This is a genomic window from Labilibaculum manganireducens, assembly GCF_963665805.2.
In the GTDB taxonomy this organism is placed as follows: Bacteria; Bacteroidota; Bacteroidia; order Bacteroidales; family Marinifilaceae; genus Labilibaculum; species Labilibaculum manganireducens.
Map to the genome: position 1 here is coordinate 726,313 of NZ_CAXXEE010000003.1, position 21,790 is coordinate 748,102.

Annotated in this window: 10 protein-coding genes; 7 read left to right on the plus strand and 3 right to left on the minus strand. The window is 36.7% G+C overall.

All coding sequences use genetic code 11. From position 1 onward, the window contains the following. Positions 1 to 70: 70 nt before the first annotated feature. The 3 genes from ACHZAX_RS02900 (at position 71) to ACHZAX_RS02910 (ending at position 4,875) form a co-directional block, all read left to right on the plus strand. Positions 71 to 1,468, plus strand: a complete 1,398-nt coding sequence (locus ACHZAX_RS02900; protein ID WP_320017952.1) for a sialate O-acetylesterase — start codon at positions 71 to 73, stop codon at positions 1,466 to 1,468. A gap of 20 nt (positions 1,469 to 1,488) precedes the next feature. Then, positions 1,489 to 2,574: an SGNH/GDSL hydrolase family protein gene (locus tag ACHZAX_RS02905; RefSeq protein WP_320017953.1), complete on the plus strand. Its 1,086-nt coding sequence runs from the start codon at positions 1,489 to 1,491 to the stop codon at positions 2,572 to 2,574. A 222-nt stretch (positions 2,575 to 2,796) separates the two neighbouring features. Continuing rightward, complete coding sequence (locus tag ACHZAX_RS02910; protein ID WP_320017954.1) at positions 2,797 to 4,875, plus strand: beta-galactosidase; 2,079 nt, start codon at positions 2,797 to 2,799, stop codon at positions 4,873 to 4,875. A gap of 175 nt (positions 4,876 to 5,050) precedes the next feature. Here the strand turns inward: ACHZAX_RS02910 and ACHZAX_RS02915 are convergent, their stop codons facing one another. After that, on the minus strand, positions 5,051 to 5,245 hold the full coding sequence (locus ACHZAX_RS02915) for a hypothetical protein (RefSeq protein WP_320017955.1): 195 nt from the start codon (positions 5,243 to 5,245) through the stop codon (positions 5,051 to 5,053). Positions 5,246 to 5,564: 319 nt separating this feature from the next. Between ACHZAX_RS02915 and ACHZAX_RS02920 the strand changes: the two genes are divergently transcribed. The 4 genes from ACHZAX_RS02920 (at position 5,565) to ACHZAX_RS02935 (ending at position 18,685) form a co-directional block, all read left to right on the plus strand. Continuing rightward, a complete protein-coding gene (locus ACHZAX_RS02920; RefSeq protein WP_320017956.1) occupies positions 5,565 to 15,095 on the plus strand; it encodes a T9SS type B sorting domain-containing protein in 9,531 nt (3,176 codons plus the stop codon). Positions 15,096 to 15,127: 32 nt separating this feature from the next. After that, complete coding sequence (locus tag ACHZAX_RS02925; protein ID WP_320017957.1) at positions 15,128 to 16,183, plus strand: PorP/SprF family type IX secretion system membrane protein; 1,056 nt, start codon at positions 15,128 to 15,130, stop codon at positions 16,181 to 16,183. Positions 16,184 to 16,269: 86 nt separating this feature from the next. Then, positions 16,270 to 17,628 (plus strand): hypothetical protein, encoded by a 1,359-nt coding sequence (locus ACHZAX_RS02930; RefSeq protein WP_320017958.1) that lies wholly within the window; start codon positions 16,270 to 16,272, stop codon positions 17,626 to 17,628. A 1-nt stretch (position 17,629) separates the two neighbouring features. After that, positions 17,630 to 18,685: an endonuclease/exonuclease/phosphatase family protein gene (locus tag ACHZAX_RS02935; protein ID WP_320017959.1), complete on the plus strand. Its 1,056-nt coding sequence runs from the start codon at positions 17,630 to 17,632 to the stop codon at positions 18,683 to 18,685. A 43-nt stretch (positions 18,686 to 18,728) separates the two neighbouring features. Here ACHZAX_RS02935 and ACHZAX_RS02940 read toward each other — a convergent pair whose 3' ends face one another. Both ACHZAX_RS02940 and ACHZAX_RS02945 read right to left on the minus strand, forming a co-directional pair. Next, positions 18,729 to 20,177 carry a monomeric [FeFe] hydrogenase gene (locus ACHZAX_RS02940; RefSeq protein WP_101311348.1) on the minus strand — a complete coding sequence of 483 codons (1,449 nt, stop codon included), beginning with the start codon at positions 20,175 to 20,177 and terminating at the stop codon, positions 18,729 to 18,731. A 123-nt stretch (positions 20,178 to 20,300) separates the two neighbouring features. Then, positions 20,301 to 21,749, minus strand: coding sequence for a CCA tRNA nucleotidyltransferase (locus ACHZAX_RS02945; RefSeq protein WP_320017960.1), 1,449 nt, complete (start codon positions 21,747 to 21,749; stop codon positions 20,301 to 20,303). Between the last annotated feature and the right edge of the window lie 41 nt (positions 21,750 to 21,790).

Consider the following 21,790-nt stretch of genomic DNA (forward strand, 5'->3'; position numbering starts at 1 on the left):
TTTGGAAACATTTGGTAAGTAAAAATATTGCGTTTGTAATTATTTTTAGCCTTTAAATTAAAATAGAGTTATGAGTTCAAAATTTTTAGCTAAAGTAAGCCTTGTGCTTATGCTTTTTTATTTATTTCCTGATACTGCTTATTCTAATATTTCATTGCCCGCTATTTTTGGCAAACACATGGTGATGCAGCAAAATTCCGAGGTGAAACTATGGGGTTGGGGCAAACCAATGGAAAAAATTAGAGTAATTACCTCTTGGGACAATGATACCCTAAATACTGTGACCACTAATAATGCAAAATGGTCGGTAGTGTTAAAAACTCCTGAAGCAGGAGGTGCTTATTCAATAAAAATAGAGGGATACAATTCTGTAGTTATCGATGACATACTAATGGGAGAGGTGTGGTTACTTTCGGGACAGTCGAATATGGAATGGAAAACCAGCTTTGGAATTAATAATATAGGAGAAGAGGTTGAAAATGCTGACAATAATGAAATTCGGTTTTTTTCAGTAACGCTTAAAACATCACCAACTAAATGTATTGATGTTTCAGGTCAGTGGATGAAATGTACGCCCGAAAGCATGAATGATTTTAGTGCTATAGGTTACTTTTTTGGAAAGGAATTGAATAAGGAACTTAAGATCCCTGTTGGGTTAATCAGCTCCAATTGGGGTGGAACGCCAATTGAAACATGGGTTCCGGAGCAAGAAATTTTGGCTTCGAATGAGTTAACAGAATCTGCTCAAAAGGTACCTTATTTTCCTTGGGCACCCAATATGCCTGGTTGTGTTTACAATGCAATGATAGCACCGATTATGCCTTTCCCAATGAAAGGAGTTTTGTGGTATCAGGGAGAAGCGAATGTCGATAATTCAGCAACATATACCAAAACCCTTGAGACTTTAGTGAGAAGTTGGAGGAAAGGTTTTAAAACTGATCTTGCTTTTTATTATGCACAAATAGCTCCTTTTACTCACTACGCTAAAGATGCAGGAGTAAAAGTCCGCGAAGCGCAGCGCCGAGCTTTGGAATCTATTCCAAATTCGGGAATGGTTGTAATGAGTGATATTGGTGATACTCTTGATATTCATCCACGTAATAAAATTGACGCAGGGAAGCGGTTTGCACATCTGGCACTTAATAAAACCTATAAGTTGAGTGATTTTCCAGCATCAGGACCGCTTTTTAAGACTTTTTTGATTAAAGGATCTGAAGTCGAAGTAATTTTTGATTGTGCGGAAGGATTGCATTGTGAGAAAGCTGATTTGCCCTATTTTGAATTAGCAGGAGAGGATGGAACATGGTTTTCTGCTCAGGCTTTTATTAAAAACGACAAAGTACTTGTGAGATCAGAGGAAGTTAGGAATCCTGTAAATGTGAGATTTGCCTGGGCCAATTCAGCCACACCAAAACTTTTTAACAAGGATAATTTACCGGCTTCCTGTTTTACTACAATTGATTTCTGAAAACCATATAATTTTTATAAATGAGAGCTATAGTAAAGAATATCATTTTATTGTCCTGCGTATTTGTTTTTGGATTTTGTAATGTTCAAAATCAGGATATTGCATTCGATCAGCCAAATTTAACTTACGAAGGCAGAATTATGTTTCGACCCGATGCTGCGGAGCTTTCATGGTCGGGTTCTTCGGTAAGTATCCAATTTAAGGGAAGCAGTATTTCAGCTACTCTGCAGGATTTGGATACGGCAAATTATTACAATGTGATTGTGGACTGTAAGGTGATTTCGAAATTGCATACCGATACACTGAAAACAAAATACATACTAGCCTCAGGCTTATCCGAAGGAACACATCAAGTACAATTGTATAAACGTACCGAATGGGATAAAGGGAAAACATTGTTTTATGGTTTTGAATTACCCGGGGATGCAAAGCTTCTGCCGGCGGAAACACCAAAAAAGAGAAAAATAGAGTTCTACGGAAACTCCATTACCTCTGCGTATGGAAATGAAGATACTAGTGGTAAAGATCGTCCGTATGGTTATTTTCAAAATAACTATGAATCATACGCAGCTATTACAGCAAGACATTTTAATGCTCAATACCATTGTATTTCTAAAAGCGGTATCGGAGTATTGGTTAGTTGGTTTCCATTGATTATGTCCGAAATGTATGATCGAATCGATCCAAATGACTCAGTTTTAAAATGGGATTTTTCCAAATATACACCTGATGTAGTAGTAATTAATCTTTTTCAGAACGATTCATGGATCGTTAATATCCCCAAAAATGAGCAGTTTAAAAATAGATTTGGTAAGGAGGCACCCGATTCAACAACTATTATTGCAGCCTACAAAGATTTCGTAAGTTCCATTCGCGGTAAGTATCCACATTCGTCTATTATCTGTACCCTTGGCAGTATGGATGCAACCAAGGAAGGATCTCAGTGGCCTGGATATGTACAAACAGCAGTAAGTCAATTAAAGGATGATAAGATATTCTCTTGTTTTTTCCCGTTTAAAAATTCAGGCGGACATCCAAACATTAAGGAACATCATGCAATGGCTGACCAATTAATCGGGTTCATTGAAGAAAATATTGAATGGTGATTTAGAGACTAATTTAAAAAACTGCACTTAAATTGATATCATTAGCGTATTATTAAGGACCAAATGCAGTTGAGAGGTAGTGCTAGGAAACTAGTACTACCTCTCTTTACTAAAGTTATCCTGTTAACAATCGATTTTTGATCTAATCAGAAGGCATTGAAAAAAAATAGCTTACGATTTAGGCAGGACACCAAAATTGAGAAGATCTAATAAAGAAAAAATATGGCAAAGAAAATTAGCTTACTGGCATTACTAATCAGCAGTTGGATTGGTGTTTTATCTGCACAGGATTTTTTCCCTAAAAAGGATTTGATGTCTGTTGGTGTGTATTACTATCCTGAGCAATGGTCTGAAAATCAATGGGAAATGGATATTGAGAATATTGCCGGTTATGGATTCGAATTTATTCATATGTCTGAATTTGCCTGGGCTCAGATGGAACCATCTGAGGGCAAGTATGATTTTACCTGGCTTGATAAAGTAATTGAGTTGGCTGATAAAAATAAGCTGAAAGTGATTTTGGGAACACCTACGCCATGTCCTCCGGTATGGCTCGGAATCAAGTATCCCGAAATATACATACAAGATGGTAATTATCAATCTAAAGAGCATGGCACCCGTGCAAACATGTCATTATCCAACCCGATTGTTTTGGAGTATACACAAAAAATTGTTGATGAAATGGCTAAGCATTATGCACACAACAAAGCTGTAATGGGATGGCAAATTGACAATGAGCCGGAGGCTAAAGAAGATTACAGTCCGTCTGCGCAATTGGCATTTCGGGAATGGTTACAAAATAAATATGCAGATATTACTGAATTGAATAAGGCATGGGGAACGGCATTTTGGAGTCAGTTGTATTCGGCTTTTGATGAAGTTAGAATTCATAATGCTCAAAATGTTGGTTGGTGGGGTGCAAATCCTATTGCTTTATTGGATTTTAAACGCTTTACAGCGGATACGCAAGCATCTTTTTTAGATTTTCAGGCTGAAGAATTACGGAAATATATTGATGAGTCACAGTTTATAACCACAAACTATGTGGCAAAAGGCAGCCAGACGGATCCGAAAAGAAGTAAAAAACTTGATTTTGCTTCATTTACAGCTTATCCCAATTATGGAAGCAATAATCTGGGAGACTTGGGTTTTCGTTTAGGTGATCACTCCGTTTTAATGTATGCCAATGATTATTATAAGTCGGTAAAAGGTATTTCAGGTGTTATGGAACTGCAGCCCGGACAGGTAAATTGGGCCAATCACAATTCATTGTTACAGCCCGGAACTGTTCGAATGTGGTTGTGGCATTGTTTTGCAGGAGGGAATTCTTTTGCATGTACCTATCGTTACAGACAAGTACTTTATGGTGCCGAGCAATATCATCATGGTGTGGTTCGAACCGATGGTGTTACTTTGAGTCAGGGAGGAGAGGAGTATGTACAGGTGATCAACGAGGTGAATGAATTGAGGAAAAAATACAGCAAGAATACTCAAATGCCTGAAGCTATTAAGAAGAGGAAAACTGCTGTCATGTGGTCGTTTGACAACCTTTGGAATCTGGAAAGACAGAAGCAAACCAACCAATGGAATACATGGAAGCACATGCAGCGTTATCAGCAGATATTGCATTCATTTGGTGCTCCGGTGAGTTTCATTTCAGAGGAAGATGATTTTGATGATTATGAATTTATTATAGTTCCTTCTTACGAAATGGTAGACGAGGCGTTGGTTCAGAAATGGAAAAAGTTCGTTTCAAAAGGAGGTAAGCTTATTGTCTCACCAAGAACCGGAGCTAAAGATAAAAATGCTCATTTATGGGAAAATAATTTATCGGGCATTATGAATGAACTAATTGGTGGAAAGATTTATTCATTTGATATGCTTCCATTCGGAAAACAAGGTGATATTTTAATGGATGGGAAAAATTACAAATGGAGTTCATGGGGAGATTTAATTACACCGGAAGATAAAACTGAGGTCGTAGCTAGTTATACCGATCAATTTTACAAAGGAACTGCCTGCATTTTAAAAAATGAAATTGGTAAGGGGCAGGTTTGGTATATTGGAACAGAATCTGTTGATGGGGATTTGGAACGCAATCTTCTGAAAAACATATACCAACAAAATAATGTCGGGGTAGAAAATTATCCTGAAGGTGTTTTTGTTCAGTATCGCGATGGTTTTATGGTGGCTGTTAATTATTCTTCCGGTGAGTATATTTTAAATTATAATGGAGATTACCTGATAGGAGATAAAGTGTTAAAACCAGCAGATGTTGCCGTGTGGCGCATTGAGAAATAGCTTAGCGATTTTGAGTAAGTGCTCTTATAAAATTTCAACCACGTAAAATAGTTACGTGGTTTTTTTTAATAGTTTATTGAGGATGATGAATAACTTTTTATATTTCTGTTGCTGAGATGGGGTAAATTGGCTTTATTTCTTCTTTTCGGATAATTATGAAAATGCTGGTTTATCATCAGTGCTTTAAAGTTATGGTGTAAGTTTGACGCAATATTATTCCCTCTTGTTTTGCTGTTTTGTTAACCCGCTCAATTAATACAAACTCATGCTTTAAATTGATGAACCTTTTCAGGGAGGTGTCAAAAATACTTAACTGAGATGTTTTGTCTTGTTTTCCAACCATATCAGCAAGCTTTATGTCTAAATACATATTTACTTGCAAATTTAGAAACCTTAACAAAAAGTTTATCTGCTGGTTATCAGAATTATAATGCTTTTTTTAAGTTTGATTAGTTATGCTTATCAGTGTTTAAAATTATTTAAACGAAACTCTCACGAATATAATGTGTTAAAATAAGACTTTGACAGAAAGAAATATTCTGGGGTAATAAATAATATGTTGAAATTTTTCGCCAAATTTGAAACTTATTTATTTTTCTTTCGTCAAAGCAAAAGATTCTTTAACGCAAAGGAATGTATGTTTCTACCTAGGACAATTAGGATGTCGATTTATAGGAAAACCGATTATTATGAAAAGAAATGGAGCAAGTCTACTACTAATATTATTTTTACAATTAACATATTTATCTGCAGAAGCAAGTGATTTCTACTGGATTGGTGGTTCGGGTAATTTCAATGATATAGAGCATTGGAGTGATCAGCCAGGCGGAAAGGTAAACCCTGGTGCCCTCTTGCCGGATAAAGATGATAATGTGTATTTTGATGAATTTTCTTTTCCAGATCCGGGAGCAGAAGTGGTAATTACTAGTGTAGCGCGTTGTTTGAATATGTATTGGGGCAATGTACAAAACATGCCTGTTCTGAAAACGGATAATAATATTGCGCATTATTTGGTAATTTACGGAGGAGTGAAATTTAATACCCAGATGATCATTGACCTTGATCGTCCTCTTTATTTTAGAGCGAATACTCTTGGCAATGTTATTGATTTTGGAGGAAATTCATTTAATGGAGATTTCTATTTTGACAACAATGGAGGTTGGAGAATTACCAGTGAAATGAATCTGCTTGATAATACGGTTTATTTTAATCAGGGAACCTTAAGTATTGAAGCAGAATTAACCTGTGGAAGTCTTGTTGCTGAAAACCCGGTATCCAGGGAGCTCTATTTAAATTCTTCAATAATTAATCTTCAAAAAAGCGGAACATCTGTTTTGTCTGTTCAAACAGATAATTTAAATCTGTATCCGGGAAATTCAAAAATAATTGTTAATTCAGCAAATTCAACAATTGAAACGACTGGAACTAAACGAGTTGATTTTTACGATGTTCTTTTTCAAGGGAACAATGGAGCGATAGAAAGTAATGTTACTCTTACCTCTTTTAACGATATAACATTTGAATTGGATGGAAGTTTAAAAGGGGAAAACGATATTCAGAATTTGATTTTTACTGCTGGTCACAGTTATTCCATTTACGATGGTACTCAAAATATAAAAACTAAGTTTGAGGCTCTGGGAGAATGTTATGCCTATATTTCTATTACAGGAGATGTTCTTGGTGGAAATATTTCAGCTGAATTGGTTAATCTAAATTATTTAAAGGTTAAAAATATCAACGCAAGTGGAAATGCGGTTCCATTTTTGGCAAATAACTCCTATAACTTAGGAGGGAATAATGCGAGTTGGAATTTTGTTGCACCATCTTCCGCAGATTATATCTGGACAGGTGGAGCAGGTGATGGTATGTGGGGAACACCAGGCAACTGGGATTCGGGTTGTGTGCCATCCAGAAATAATAATGTAATAATACCAGCCACGTTTGTAGTTACTATAAATATTCCTGCAGAATGTAAAGCCCTTTCGATTAACGATAATTCCACTTTGCAGGGAGCTGAAAATATAGAGATTTTTGGATCTCTTGCTGCAGGAAACTGTACATGGAATGTTGCTGGTGAAACACAGTTTAATGGAGATAATACCAATACAATTGCAATCAATAATAATTTTGTGGGCTCTGTATCTTTTATTGGTGATGGTGATTGGACTCTTACAACAAACATTACTGTTGCAAATAATTTTGAGTTGTATAAAGGAAGTTTGCATCTTAACGGAAACAAATTAACTGTTGGGCAATTTATTTCAAACAGCACCTATAATAGAGTGTTGGATATGATAAATTCAGATATTGATTTAGTTGATGGTGTTTCCAAAGCATGGAATGTTTCCGGCAGTAATTTTTTTCTGTTAAGTAATAATTCTGAGATTCGGTTGCTGTCAGATGGTGCGGAACTTTATAATAATTCTTCTGATTTTATTTCTTACGGGAAAGTAACGTTCAATTACCCTGATGGACAGGTGTTTTTAACGAATGAAGGTTCTGCTCAGCCGACTTTTGAGTCTCTTGAGTTTAAAGGGAATGCTAAATTATTAGGCGATCATCAGTTCGATCAATTAATTTTCACCAAGGGTAAATCTTATCTATTTAATGTTGGTAGTAAGCAGAAAATCACAAAGGCAGATGGTTTGACAGCCCACGGTACATGTTCTGAATACATTTCTTTTAAAGGAGAAAATGGTGTTGCCTATTTTGATTGTGATGTGTCGTCATCGGATCTTTTTCGACTAAGAATTGAGGATGTAAATGTTATTGGAGGAATTGGTTCGTTAACTGCAAATGAATCGATAGGTATTTCTGGATATGATGGATGGGTTTTTCCTGACGATTTAACAGGAGGTACTGTTTATTGGACGGGAAATATTGATAATGATTGGTTTAAGGCTGGGAATTGGCAGGGAGGATGTTTACCAAACCGAAAAGATGTGGTTATTTTCGAAGATGCAAAAGTCTTAAACAGTTATGAAGTAAATATATCTAAAAAAGGGAGTTCAGCAGAGTGTTTGGATATGATCTGGACGAATGCCAATTTAATGAGTTTCACAGGAGATCAGCCAATATGTATTTTTGGAAGTCTGGATTTTTCGGGTATGGTAAATGCCAATTATTCATATTCAGGTGATTTTTATTTTAAATCAGAGAATCCTTCCAATATTAATGCGGGGGCAGTAGATTTACTTAGCGATCTCGTTTTTGAAGGAACTAAACAAGATGATGATTCCTGGCTTGCAGGAAGCTGGACTTTGAATAGCGGATTAAAGACATCAGGTACAATTCTTTTAGAGAATGGAGATCTGAACTCTAATAATCAGGATATTGAGGCTGCTGGTTTTATTTCTAATTTTGGTGTATCTAATACAAGATCATTAACATTAGGATCTTCGACATTTAAATTGGAACAATTTGAAATTTCACCTGACGGATTTACTTTTGATGCTGGTACTTCGGAGATAATATTTACTGCAGGAGGCGATTTAATTGTTTCAAAAGGAGCTGTTCCGGTAACATTCTATAATGTTACTTTCGATGATGCTGATGGAAATGCCTACATAGATACTTACTCAGACGACATTTACTTTAACAATATAGTATTGAATGGAAATACTTATTTCAGAAAAAAGAATGTTTCTGAAATAAGTTTTGTTGCCGAAAGTATTCAATTGGCTGTTGGGAAAACCTATGTGTTTGAAAGCAGTCAGACTTTTGTGCTTGGTAATGTAATTGCTAACGGAGCCTGCGAAGGAACTATTGATATAACAGGTTCGCGTGCCGATCCTGCAATTTTTAAAGCGAAGACGGGGGTAACTAATATAACAGTAAATTCAGTTAACATTTTAAATGTAAATGCTGAGCCTGCAGATGCATTTGTTGCAAAAGCATCTATAAACTTGGGTGGTGCTGACGGTTGGAAATTTGAAAATGAACCAGCAGGAACCAATTTGTATTGGGTTGGCGGAACAGGAAATTGGGATGATCCAAATCATTGGTCAACAGTTTCTGGTATTAAATCGGGAGGTTGTGTGCCAACAGCAAAAGACAATGTATTTTTTGATGACGGCTCATTTACAGATACAGAACAAACAGTATATACCGGAGCCAGTGATATTCGTTGCCGAACAATGGATTGGACTGGATCTGAAGCTGCGAGACCGAATTTTGAAATGGGCGCAACTGATATTTCAGGTGTTTATATTTATGGTTCTCTTATTTTTAATTCGGCTGTAGATATTAATCTATCCGCAGTGGTTAATTTTTACTTTAGAGCAACCGAACTGCAGGAGATAAATACATTTGGATATGTATTTCCAAATATTGTTGAGTTTGATGGGAATGGCGGAGAGTGGAAATTGCTCGATGATATGATTATGGAAGGTGATTGTTTCATCCGCTACGGTAAATTAGTAACCGATGGTTTCGATTTAGAATGTAAAAGTATCACCTCTATTGATCCGACTAATGGAGTTAATTCAAGAGGATTAGACATAAGAAATTCACAAGTTAAGATCACTGGAAGAGAAGATGTAATCGGTAGTTCTGTTTATCTTAACCTTGCTGATGCCTTTGCTGATCTTGGATTTGAGTTATTGTCGGATAATAGTACAATAACTTTTACAAATAATGCAAAAGTATCAATTATAGGTGCGGCGTCTCATAATATTAACTTTAATAAAATAGTTTTTGAGGATGAGGGCGAATTTTCAGCATACGATGTCTCTGGTTTTGTGCCTTATATTGAATATCTTCAATTTAAAAATAATGGTAAAGTTACTGGTAATGATAAATTTGGAGCAGTTGAATTAGGCAGGGGGTTTGAATTCCAGTTTCAGAATGGCAAAACGTATGAAATGGATTACCTTCTTGCTGAAGGAAGTTGTTTTGCTCCAATATCGTTGCATTCTACGAAAGATACTAAACAAACTACAATACTTGCGGCAAATAATGTGACAGGTAATTTTCTTGAACTGAAAGATATTAATGGCGATGGCTCAAAAGGAGCAACTTATACTGCAACAAATTCATTCGATTTAGGAAATGTTACAGGGTGGATTACTGATGGAGCAATTGCTCCAATCGCTTTATACTGGGTTGGAAAAGGAACAGACGATAGTTGGGATAATCATGAAAACTGGAGTCGGACTCAGGATGGTAGCGAAGAAGGTTGTGTGCCTACCTTAAACGATGATGTTTTTTTTACTGCGAATTCATTTTTAGGAAGCAAATTAGTCGAGTTAAGCTCCGCAGGAAAATGTCACAGCATGACTTGGTATGACGATGTGGATCCTGATGCAAATTTCAGCGTTGATGCAAATCTGCAAATTGGAGGATTCATGGATTTAACCGAAAATATGTCGATGAGTATGCGTGGTGTTTTCGAGTTTATTGGAGATGGATTGGCAGGTGATAAAATTGTTGATTTTGCGAATAAATCGATGGATGGTGATGTAATCTTCGATGGAGATGCACAGTCATGGGTTTGGAATTCCAGTCTGATCACTTCCGGTGATTTGTATTTGGAGAGTGGTTCTGTTACAACAAAAGGTAATTATTTTACTGTCGGACGATTCAGCTCATTGTCTTTGGGTGATCCTGATGCGGTTCGTAAGTTTGATATGAGCGGTTCTATCGTGACTGTTATTTCCGATCAGCCAACAGGCTGGAACATGAAGATGAATACTACAGGAGGATTGAATTTTATTGCAGTAAATACAAAAATTACATTTGCCAATGGAGGCGGAATTTATTGCGAAACCAATACTGATGTGACGTTTGGTTTTGTTGATTTTATGAATAATGGGATTATAAGAATAAAAGGAGCAGGACAAGGATTTTTTGGTTCTGTGACTTTCTTCGAGCAAGGACAGATTTATGGTGACAATACTTTTACCAATTTGGAATTCACGCTCGGATACGAAAACAATACCATTGAATCAGGAAAAACGATTACCGTTATTTATGATTTAAAAATGGAAGGTGTACGTTGTTCTTATGCTTTCCTAAAAGCAAGTACTCCTGGAGTCAAAGCGTTTATATATAAACCATCAGGATTGTTTGGTAAAATTTACAATGCTTCCTTAACGGATATTGCCGGATCATCAGGCTCCGGCGGAGATCATCCTGTGAATTATCATTTTGATGATGATAATACTACGGGTTTCGTTTTAGTGCCGAGTGTTCCTGGAGGAGATGAGGATCCACCGTCTTTTGAAGGTAGCTTCGACCAGCCTCGTGAAGAGTGGTGTAGTGATGTTGCAGTTTTGGATCATGTAAAGGGTTTTCCTATTAACAGCAGTACAACATTCCAATGGTATTATAGTGCAGATGGAACGGTTGGAACTTATACAGCCCTTTCAGGAGAAACCAATGCTGTAATTGAAGTTACTGTTTCTGGATTCTACAAAGTTGAAGTGATTTATGGTTATAATACTGTAGCGAAAGATGGTTCTTTGTGTAAAATTGAATCTGTTATTGAGGTTCAGTTAGGAACCAAATCGAATGTTTCTCTGGAAATTACTGCCAATAATGTAAAATGTTTTGGGCAGGGAAATGGACGGGTTGTTGCCAAGGTTGCGAATATTCAGTATCCGGAATATAAATTTTTCTGGAAAGATGAGGCTGGAACTGATTTTTCAGCATCAACATCAACCAACAAAACAACTTGGGAAAGTACAGCATTAAACTTAACACCTGGTAAGTATAATATTACTGTAGCTGATGGAAAGAATTGTGAATTTGATACCATCGTAAATATATTTGATGCTTACGAATTGTTAATCGATAGTATTGCAACAAAGGATTTGACTTGTTTAACGATTCCAGAAGGAGAGATTTTGGTTGCAGCCTCCGGAGGTACTGGAAACCTATCTTACTTTTTAGATAATGTAGTTCAGGCAAATGAAAATATTACAGGATTGTATTCCGGTGACTACAAAGTTCATGTTTCGGATGAGAACCTATGTCTGACTCCTGAGCAGGATATTACTTTGAATTCAAATCCTGAGATTGTAATGGATCTGAACGGAACTGACTTGCTTTGTTATAATGATAATAATGGATTGTTTAATCCAATTGTTACCGGAGGTGTAGCTGATTATACTTACGCTTGGACGGGGCCGGCCGGATACGCGGCAACAACAGCTAATATTTCAGGCTTGGCAGGGGGAACTTATCAATTAACAGTTACTGATGCTGTTAATTGTCCTTCGGTTTTGAGTCAGGAATTAATTGAACCACAGGAATTAATTGCGAACGAATTAACAATTAAGGCTGCAAATTGTAATGGGGAAGAATCGGGTGAAATATTTGTTGAAGCAGCTCAAGGAACTCCTGGGTATGTGTATTCTTTAGAAGAAGTTGAAGATTCAACAATTAAATATGAAAATACAACGGGTCTTTTCTCAGATAAAGCACCGAAAGATTATGTACTTCGAATTGTTGATGCAAACTCATGTGTGTTTGAACAAAATGTTACGGTTGCTGAGCCGGGGGAAATAGGATTCTTAATTGAAGATATTGTATTGCCAACATGTAAGAATACTACTGATGGTATTGTTAGAATCACACCTTATGGTGGTAATAGTGGCTACAGGTACAGCTGGTCAGGACCAAGCGATTACCGGTCATATTCTCAAAATATTGAAAATGTAGTTGCCGGTGATTATAGTCTGCTGATTACTGATAAGAATAACTGCTCTTCGGAGAACGGAGTCGACTTAAATTTAGGTTTGAGCATTCAGTTGGGCTTAGTTGTAGAACAACACATTAATGTTGCAGGAACCAAAAGTGGTATTCTTTCTATTGAAACTTTGGAAGGTACAATTCCTTATAGTTTTACCGTTACAGGGCCAGGAGGATATTCATCCGGTAGTCCTGATAATTACGATGACAACAGTTTCTTGATTGAGAATCTGGCGGGAGGCGTTTATACCGTTGTCGCAACAGACGCTTCCGGATGTTCAACAGTGAAAAAATCGATAATAATTGAAGAACCAGGAATGGCCTTCGCTTATATTGAGGAAAGACAAGCTGTTGGTTGTGCGGGAAGTCCTGTGGGAGAATTAAGGGCACATGCCAAAGGAGGTAATGGAACATTTACTTATGCTTGGTCTGGTCCTGCCGGATACAGTGGAACAGGAGAAACAATTTCAGGATTAGCAGCAGGCATTTATACTGTTACAGCAACGTCAGCTGGTCAAACGGCCACCAATACATATGAATTATTAGCTCCGGATCCTTTGTTAGCCAGTGTGGCAAATGTTGAAAATGTAAGTTGTAACAATGCCGCTGATGGTGAGATTGAATTGGATGTGAATTTTGGATCGGCAAATTATACAATAGCCTGGACAAATGGAGCAGGATTTTTATCGTCAGCAAAACATATTTTAGATCTGGAGCCTGGCACATATGATTATGCCATAACTTCAGAATATGGATGTCCTCCTGTTTTAGGAAGTCAGGCTATCACAGAACCAACTTCACTTGCATTGACTGTAACTCCGATTGATATTTCTGCCGTAGGTTTGCGTGATGGAGAGATTTCGGCAACAGTTACCGGAGGAACCCCTCCTTATATTTTCTTGATTTCAGGACCGAACGGATATTCATACGCTGAATCGTCAAATGTCACTGGAAATATTTCTGTGAATGGTTTGGAAATGGGTGTTTATGATGTTGTTGTATTAGATGCAAATGAGTGTAGGATTGAGGATGCTAAAAAAGTTCATGAACCAGACAAATTACTGCTGTTTGTCACTTCCAATACAGATGTTACCTGTCCGGGAGGAGCTGATGGAGCGGTTACTGTTGATGTTTTAGGAGAAAGTGATCCTAAAAATTTAACTTATTCATGGACAGGAGATAACTATTTTAGAAGTACAGATAAAGATGTTTCCGGTTTAAAAGCTGGTACTTATACTGTAACAGTATACGATTCGGCTGGCGATCCCGGTTATGAAAGTCAGAGTTTGCAGGTTGTGGTTAATGAACCAGACAAGCTTGTTGCTGAATTCTGGAAGAAAGATATTTCCTGCTTTGGAAGGACTGACGGTTACATCAACCTGCATCCTAAAGGAGGAACTCCGGGTTATACCTACTTGTGGGGAGGACCTGGAGTTAGTCCAACAAATGAGGATCAGCAAGGACTTTCTGAAGGAGCATATTCAGTTCAGGTTACAGATAGTAAGGGATGTAAATCAGAAATAACTCCTATTGAAATTGTAGAACCTAAGCAGATTTTTGTTACAGTTTCAGGTTTTTTAGAACCAAGCTGTTATGGTTTGGAAGATGGCTGGATTAAATTGGATATTTCGGAGGGTACTGAACCCTATTTGGTTAACTGGGATAATTATGGTAGTATCACTAAGGATATCTTTGATATTGAATCCGGGGATTATTCATATGTGGTTGTTGATAATAACGGATGTGAAACTTCGGGATCTAAATTGTTGAACCAGCCGGATACATTGATCGCTGAAATTAATGATTATCAGGATATATTGTGTTATGGAACAAATTCAGGAAGTGCAACCGTTGATATAACAGGAGGAACACCAAACTATACAATCGAATGGTCGGATGGTCAGGAAACAGATATTGCTTCAGATTTAATTGTCGGGACTTACGATGTCAAGGTTGTTGATAAGCATGGTTGCTCAGATATAGCCAGTATGGAGCTTGTTCAGCCTGATGAGTTAGTTTTAGAAGCCGAAGCCAGTCGCCCAACTACAGTTGATGCCAATGATGGTTCCATTCGGATTGATGTTACCGGAGGAGTTTTAGATTATACCATTAATTGGTCTGATCAGGATTTGAATCCATACTATGGAACAAGTATTGAGGATTTGGGAAGAGGTACTTATATAGTAAGTGTAATTGATAAAAATAATTGTCAGTTAGACTCAACAATTGTACTGGAATATTTATACGAAAACAGAATAACAATACCAAAAGCATTTACGCCAAATAATGACAGCTATAATGACTATTGGGATATTGATAGAATCGAGTTTGTACAAAACCTTAAGATTGTAATTTACGATCGATGGGGGAAAGCAGTTTATAAATTTAGTGGAACTGGTAATCAGTATCGCGGTGAGCCATGGACTGGAGCCGATGGAAATACTAATTTACCAATAGGTTCATACTATTATGCTGTAGAACTTGATGATGAAAAGCCGATACTGGGAACTGTAACAATTCTCCGTTAATTGATAATATTAAACCTGACCCTTAGATTCTAATGAGAATAACAATAATTCTAGGAGTGTTACTATTTGCATTCACTCAAGGAAAAGCTCAACAATTGCCACTTTATAGTCAATATGTGGAGAATGGATTTATACTCAATCCTGCCATGGCAGGAAGCCGGATGTATTCACCTTTGCGCTTAAGTTTACGTCAGCAATGGTCGGGAGTAGAAGGTGCTCCTGAAACACAGGCATTGAGTTTTAATAAAAATATGAGTAATAAATGTACCACTTGTAACGTAAAAGGAAATCCATTATCACGGCGGAATAAGCAAATGGGAGTTGGCTTGGGGGGATATTTTTTTAACGATAAAGCAGGAGAAGTTGCTAGAACAGGAATTGAGTTTTCATATGCCTACCACTTGCAATTATCAAAAAGTAAACTAGGGCAAACAGGAACAAAGCTTTCATTCGGATTGGGAGGTGTTTTTTATCAGTTTAAGTTTGATAAAAGATACATCCCGGTTAATGATCCAAAAGCAGGGCCGGATGAAGTTTCCTATGTGCCGGATGCAAACTTTGGTGTTTATTTGTATAATGATGATTATTTTGTAGGAGCATCAGCAGCTCATTTATTTGAATCTTCTGTTAAAATGGGAGATAACAATATCAATGATAATATCATGATGCGTCATTTCTATGCAACAGCAGGTTACACATTTCATTTAAAAGACCTTGTCGATTTGGAACCTTCGGTTATTGTTCGTAAAACAATGGATTCTGATATTTATTACGATCTGTCAGCAAAGTTGTTCATCAATCATTTTTGGATAGCTGCATCTTACAGAACAAACGATCAGATTGTGGGAATGGTAGGGGTAAATTACAATCAATATTACATTGGGTATTCATACGATTATTACACAAACAATTTAATTGCTGACAGCAGTGACGGAACTCATGAGATTACATTAGGAATCAATTTCGACATTCCAAATAAAATGAAGAGGGAAAGTAGATTGAGAGAAAGAAGAGCTGCTGATCGAAATTTCAGTAAAACAAAAACTTCCCGATACAAGAGAAACAGTAAAAGTTACATCTTCTTTTAAAAAATTTTAGAAGAACTTGAATCTGGTATTTTTACATAAAATACCGGATTTTTTATATCTTCAAGTTCGATTTAAACAAGTAAACCATGCAATTCTATCGTCTTCTGTTTTTTATTGTCATCTCATTTCTCATTATTTCTTGCGACCAAGATGAGAATTTTACGACCGATCCAAATTTTAGATTGACATTTTCAGCGGATACACTTGCATTTGATACATTATTCACTGGCTTTGGTTCAACAACCAAGCAGTTAAAGGTGAAGAATACTTCATCTAACGCAATTAATATCTCGCACTTATACCTTCAAAATTTAGAATCACCATATCGACTAAATGTGAATGGAATTCAGTCGAACAATTTGATGGATATTAAACTTGATGCCAAAGACAGCCTTTTTATTTTTGTTGAGGTAGGTCTTGAAGCAAAAGATGAGGATGCTCCCCGGTTATTAGAAGACCAATTGAAGTTTGAGCTGAACGGGCAGATGCAGGAAGTGATTTTTGAGACTTTTGCGCAGGATGTTTATATAGTTGATGGTGATATTGCTAAAAATACGATTTGGACGGGAGATCGGCCTTATTTTGTTACGAAGCCTGTTTGGATTGATGAAGGTGTTGACCTGATAGTTTATGAGGGAACAATGGTTTATTTCAAGAAGAATGCGGCACTTCATGTTAAGGGTAATTTTGAGGTAAAAGGAAGTTTTCAAAAACCTGTTTATTTTGGAAGTTCACGATTAGAGGAATTGTACAAAAATGTTCCCGGTCAATGGGATGGAATCTACTTTTACGATGAAAGTACGACTCATCTTCTCAGTCATTTTATTCTCGAAAACGGCATTAATGGATTAAGCTTTCCTAAAACCATATTGAATAACAATCCAATTTTGATTGAGTATGGAATTATTCGGAATTTTACGGGGAATGGATTACTGGCATCAAATTCTATTATTGCTGCTCATGATATGCTGGTCAGTAATTGTGGTGAGGAGTGTGTTCGGTTAAAAGAGTATGGTTCCTGTTTGATATCTCATTCAACTTTTTATAATGCGTGGTTTTTTTCTGCTCGTTCAAAGGCAATTCTCTCATACAATGGTCTTGGCGAAGAGGGCTTGACAATCAGAAATAGTATTCTGTATGGAAATAGATCTGATGAGTTGGAATTAGAAACACCCAAACATGTTTCTGTTCAGAATTCTCTCTTAAAATTGAGCAATTCAGGCCAGACTGATTATGCTTCAACATTCACTGAATGTTTGTTTAATGAAGATCCTGATTTTCTTAATTCCGAAGAGCTTGATTTTAGCTTGAGTGAGCAATCACCAGCCAAAAATAAGGGGAGTATTGAATTTATATCGACCTATTTTTTTGATTTGACAGGCAATCGCAGAGATAATGATGTTGCCCCGGATATGGGATGTTATGAATTTTCAGAAATTAAATAATATGAAGTTTTCTCTAATCCTAATCATTTGCCTGTTCTTGTGTGCGAGAATTAGTTTGGCACAATCTGTCATCGATGGATCGGAGGAAGGCATACGAGGTGATTTTAGGTTGATGTTTTACAATGTGGAGAATTTTTTTGATTGTTTTGATGACAGCCTTACGCTGGATGATGAATTTCTTCCAAGGGGAGAGCGAAATTGGACATGGGAAAAATATCAGAAAAAATCACAAAAAGTGGCTAAGGTAATTTTAGCGGCGGGTGGCTGGGAATTTCCCGATTTAATTGGACTCTGCGAGGTTGAGAACCGATTTGTTTTAGATGGTTTGTTTAAAATTGGATATCTGAACAAAGCAGGATATCAAATTATTCATCGCGAATCGCCGGACAGGAGAGGGATAGATGTGGCATTAATTTATCAGCCTGAAACATTTCATCCCATCGATACGACATTTCTTAAATTGATTTATGAGGGAGATTCAATCTCAACTACCCGGGAAATTCTTTATGTAAAGGGAAAAACAAATACAGATGATACTTTGCATATCTTTGTAAATCACTGGCCTTCGCGTTGGGGAGGCCAGCTGGAGTCCGAGAATAGAAGAATATCAGCATCACATTTGCTGAAAGGGAAAGTATCTGAGATTGTTAATCATAACGGCAATGCCTTGATTATAATAATGGGCGATTTTAATGATTATCCGGATAACAGATCTTTACAAACAGAGCTGAATGCTTTATCTCCGGAGAAAGAAATTTGCGATAATAGATTATACAATTTGGCTTATTTATTTTTAAACAAAACAGGAATAGGGAGTCATAAATATCAAGGGAAATGGGGAATGCTCGATCAATTTATTGTATCAGGAGCTTTGCTTAATAAGTCTGGTTTTTTGTATTGCGATCCAGATAATATGAGTCTTTTTAAACCCGAATTCTTATTGGAAACTGATAATACTTATTTTGGAGAAAAACCTTTCAGGAGTTTTGTAGGATATAAATTTAATGATGGTTTTAGCGACCATCTTCCTATTATTCTTGACTTGTGGAGGAAATAAAAATGGCTGTCAATAGATGTTGGCAGCCATTTTAATAATTTATTTATTCTGCAGAAATAATATCTGCAAGATTTTTTTCATATAATTTACTGCCCGTTTTCGGATCGAAATTCGAACTTGGACCGGAAATACAACCACCTTCACAAGCCATTACCTCTATAAAATTACCGCTTGTTTTGCCTGTTTTAGCAAATGCTTTCAGCATATTAATCTTCTTTTTGTCAAGACCATTTACAATTACAGGTTTAATGTTAACGTAAGGCTTAAGTTCAAGTACCGATTGTGCCACACCACCACTTGCAGCGTAAGCTCTTCCGTGATTTAAAATACTTTTGTCAAGATTTATTGAATTTTCCATTTCCATCTCAACTTTCCAACCTTTAAAAAGAGCCGATAATTCTTCAAATGTCATTACGTAATCTACGTTTGGATCATTCATTCCTTCCCGGCGTTTGGCAATACATGGCCCAATGAATACAATCTTTGCCTTTGGATAATTTGCTCGGGCAATCTCTGCGGCATAATACATCGGACTCTTGGTATGCGAAATATATTTTTTCATTTCGGGTATATGCTTGTCTACAGCAGAAACATAAGCAGGACAGCAGGAAGTTGTCATAAAAGGGGCTTTTGCTGCCAGACGTTCCAGTAATTCGTCGGCCTCATTTTCAGTAGTTACATTTGCACCTTTAGCAACTTCTATCACATCTGTAAAACCCAATTTCTTGATAGCACCCAATACATTCTCTATTTTAGAGTGGAATTGTCCAAGAACAGCAGGAGCAACTATGGCAACGGTTTCTTGCTCTTCCTCTTTTATGGATTTCATCACATCGATTATCTGAGAATTCTCCATGATTGAACCAAAAGGACAAGCCGTAATACATTTGCCGCAATCAATGCATTTATCTTCATCGATCCGTTCAATACCATACTCATCTTTGGTGATAGCGCCAACAGGACAAGCATTTTCGCAAGGTACAGGCATGTATATAATGGAATGATAAGGGCAAACACTCATGCAAATACCACAATTAATACAGGTTTTGGGATTGATTTGAGCCTGACCGTTTGCATTCCAGCTGATGGATTCCTTAGGACAGTTCATCATACACGGATGTGCAACACAACCTTTGCAAAGATTGGTTACGATGTAACTATTCTTTACACAAGAAGTACACGCCTCATCAACAACTGTCAATATTTTGTTGATTGGATTTTTTCTTTCAAGTGCTTCTTCAGCATACGAAGCCAGAGTTTTAAGTTCGTCTGTGTATTCATCCAAATCGAAACCTAAAAGCGGAATCAATTTTTCTTTAATGATTACACGTTCCTTAAAAATACAGCAACGATCAGATTTAGGGCTTCTGCGCGGGGCCATTTCAAGAGGAATTCTATCAAGTCCTTCCATTAATTTCCCTTCATTAAAAAGATCTGCCATTCTTGCCAGAAGATCTCTTCTGATTATCATTGTATTGTCAACATATGCCATTCCTGAATACTTTATTAGTGGGGTGCTTTCTTCTTTTTTTCAGGCCGCAAAAATAGATATTATTATTATATTTTATGATGCTGTTTAGCATGCAAAGGTTGTAAGTTAAAAAAAACCTTCGGACTAATCCAAAGGTTCTTTTTTGTTGCTTTTCTTTATGGGTTCAAGTCCCAGTTCTTTTCCTTTTTTCAGCATAAACTGATAGGCTGCATCATGTTCATTGGGAATTACTCCATCAAGAATAGCCTCCTTTATAGCCATTTTAATATCGCCAATTATTCTGCATGGCGATAAATTAAAAATATCAATAATTTCCTGTCCGTCAATTGGTGGCTGAAAGTTACGAACAGAATCCTTTTCCTCCACCTCTTTTAGTTTCCTTCGTACCAATTGAAAATTATCGAGAAACTTTTTCACTTTTTCTTCATTTTTAGAAGTGATATCGGCTTCGCATAATTTCATTAGTTCATCTACATCATCGCCGGCATCAAACAGCAATCTTCGGATTGCTGAATCGGTAACCACCTCTTGTGCCAATACGATGGGACGCATATGAAGAAGTACCATTTTCTGAACAAATTTCATTTTCTCGTTCAAGGGCAATTTCATTTTCTTAAAAATACCAGGCACCATTTTCTCACCAATAAAATTATGAGCATGAAACGTCCATCCAATTCCATCCACAAATCTCTTGGTATTCGGTTTGGCAATATCGTGCAGCAAAGCCGACCATCGCAGCCAAAGATTATTTGATTTTGGAGTTAATTGATCAAGAACCTCAAGTGTATGGTAGAAATTGTCTTTATGACTGATTCCTTTTCTGGTTTCCCGACCTTTTAGTCTAACAAATTCGGGAAATATTAATTTTAACAAGCCCGTTTCATCCAGCAGCTTAAATCCGATAGAAGGTTTATCTGAAAGAATTATCTTATTTAATTCCTCGATAATTCTTTCTTTTGTGATGATATTAATTCGATCTTTATTGGTACGAATAGCTTCAAGAGTTTCCTTCGATATTGTGAAGTTAAGTTGAGTCGCAAAACGTATTGCCCTCATCATTCGCAAAGGATCATCAGAGAATGTTATTATTGGTTCCATTGGTGTTTTAATGATTTTATTATTTAAATCATTAATTCCATTAAATGGATCGAGCAACTCTCCAAAATTATCCTGATGCAGGCTAAGAGCCAAAGCATTAATTGTGAAGTCCCTTCTTTTTTGATCGTCTTCGAGCGTACCGTCTTCAACAATAGGGTTTCTGGAATCCCGATTGTAAGATTCTTTTCTGGCACCAACAAATTCAATTTCCAGATCTTTGTACTTTAGCATTGCCGTTCCATAGTTCTTGAAAATGGAAACTTTTGATACTCCGGCTTCTTTTGCTGCTTTCTGGGCAAGTTCAATACCACTTCCAATAACTACAATATCAATATCTTTTGATTCCCGGTGTAAAAATAAATCTCTTACAAAACCTCCAATTACATAACTCTCGAGATTTTCACGGGTTACAATTTTGGAAATAATTGAAAATATAGGGTGTTTTAAATGTTCTTTCACTTTACTTTTTTTCAAACAGTTTACTCTAAATCATGTGCTTCAGGAGCCTAAATTCA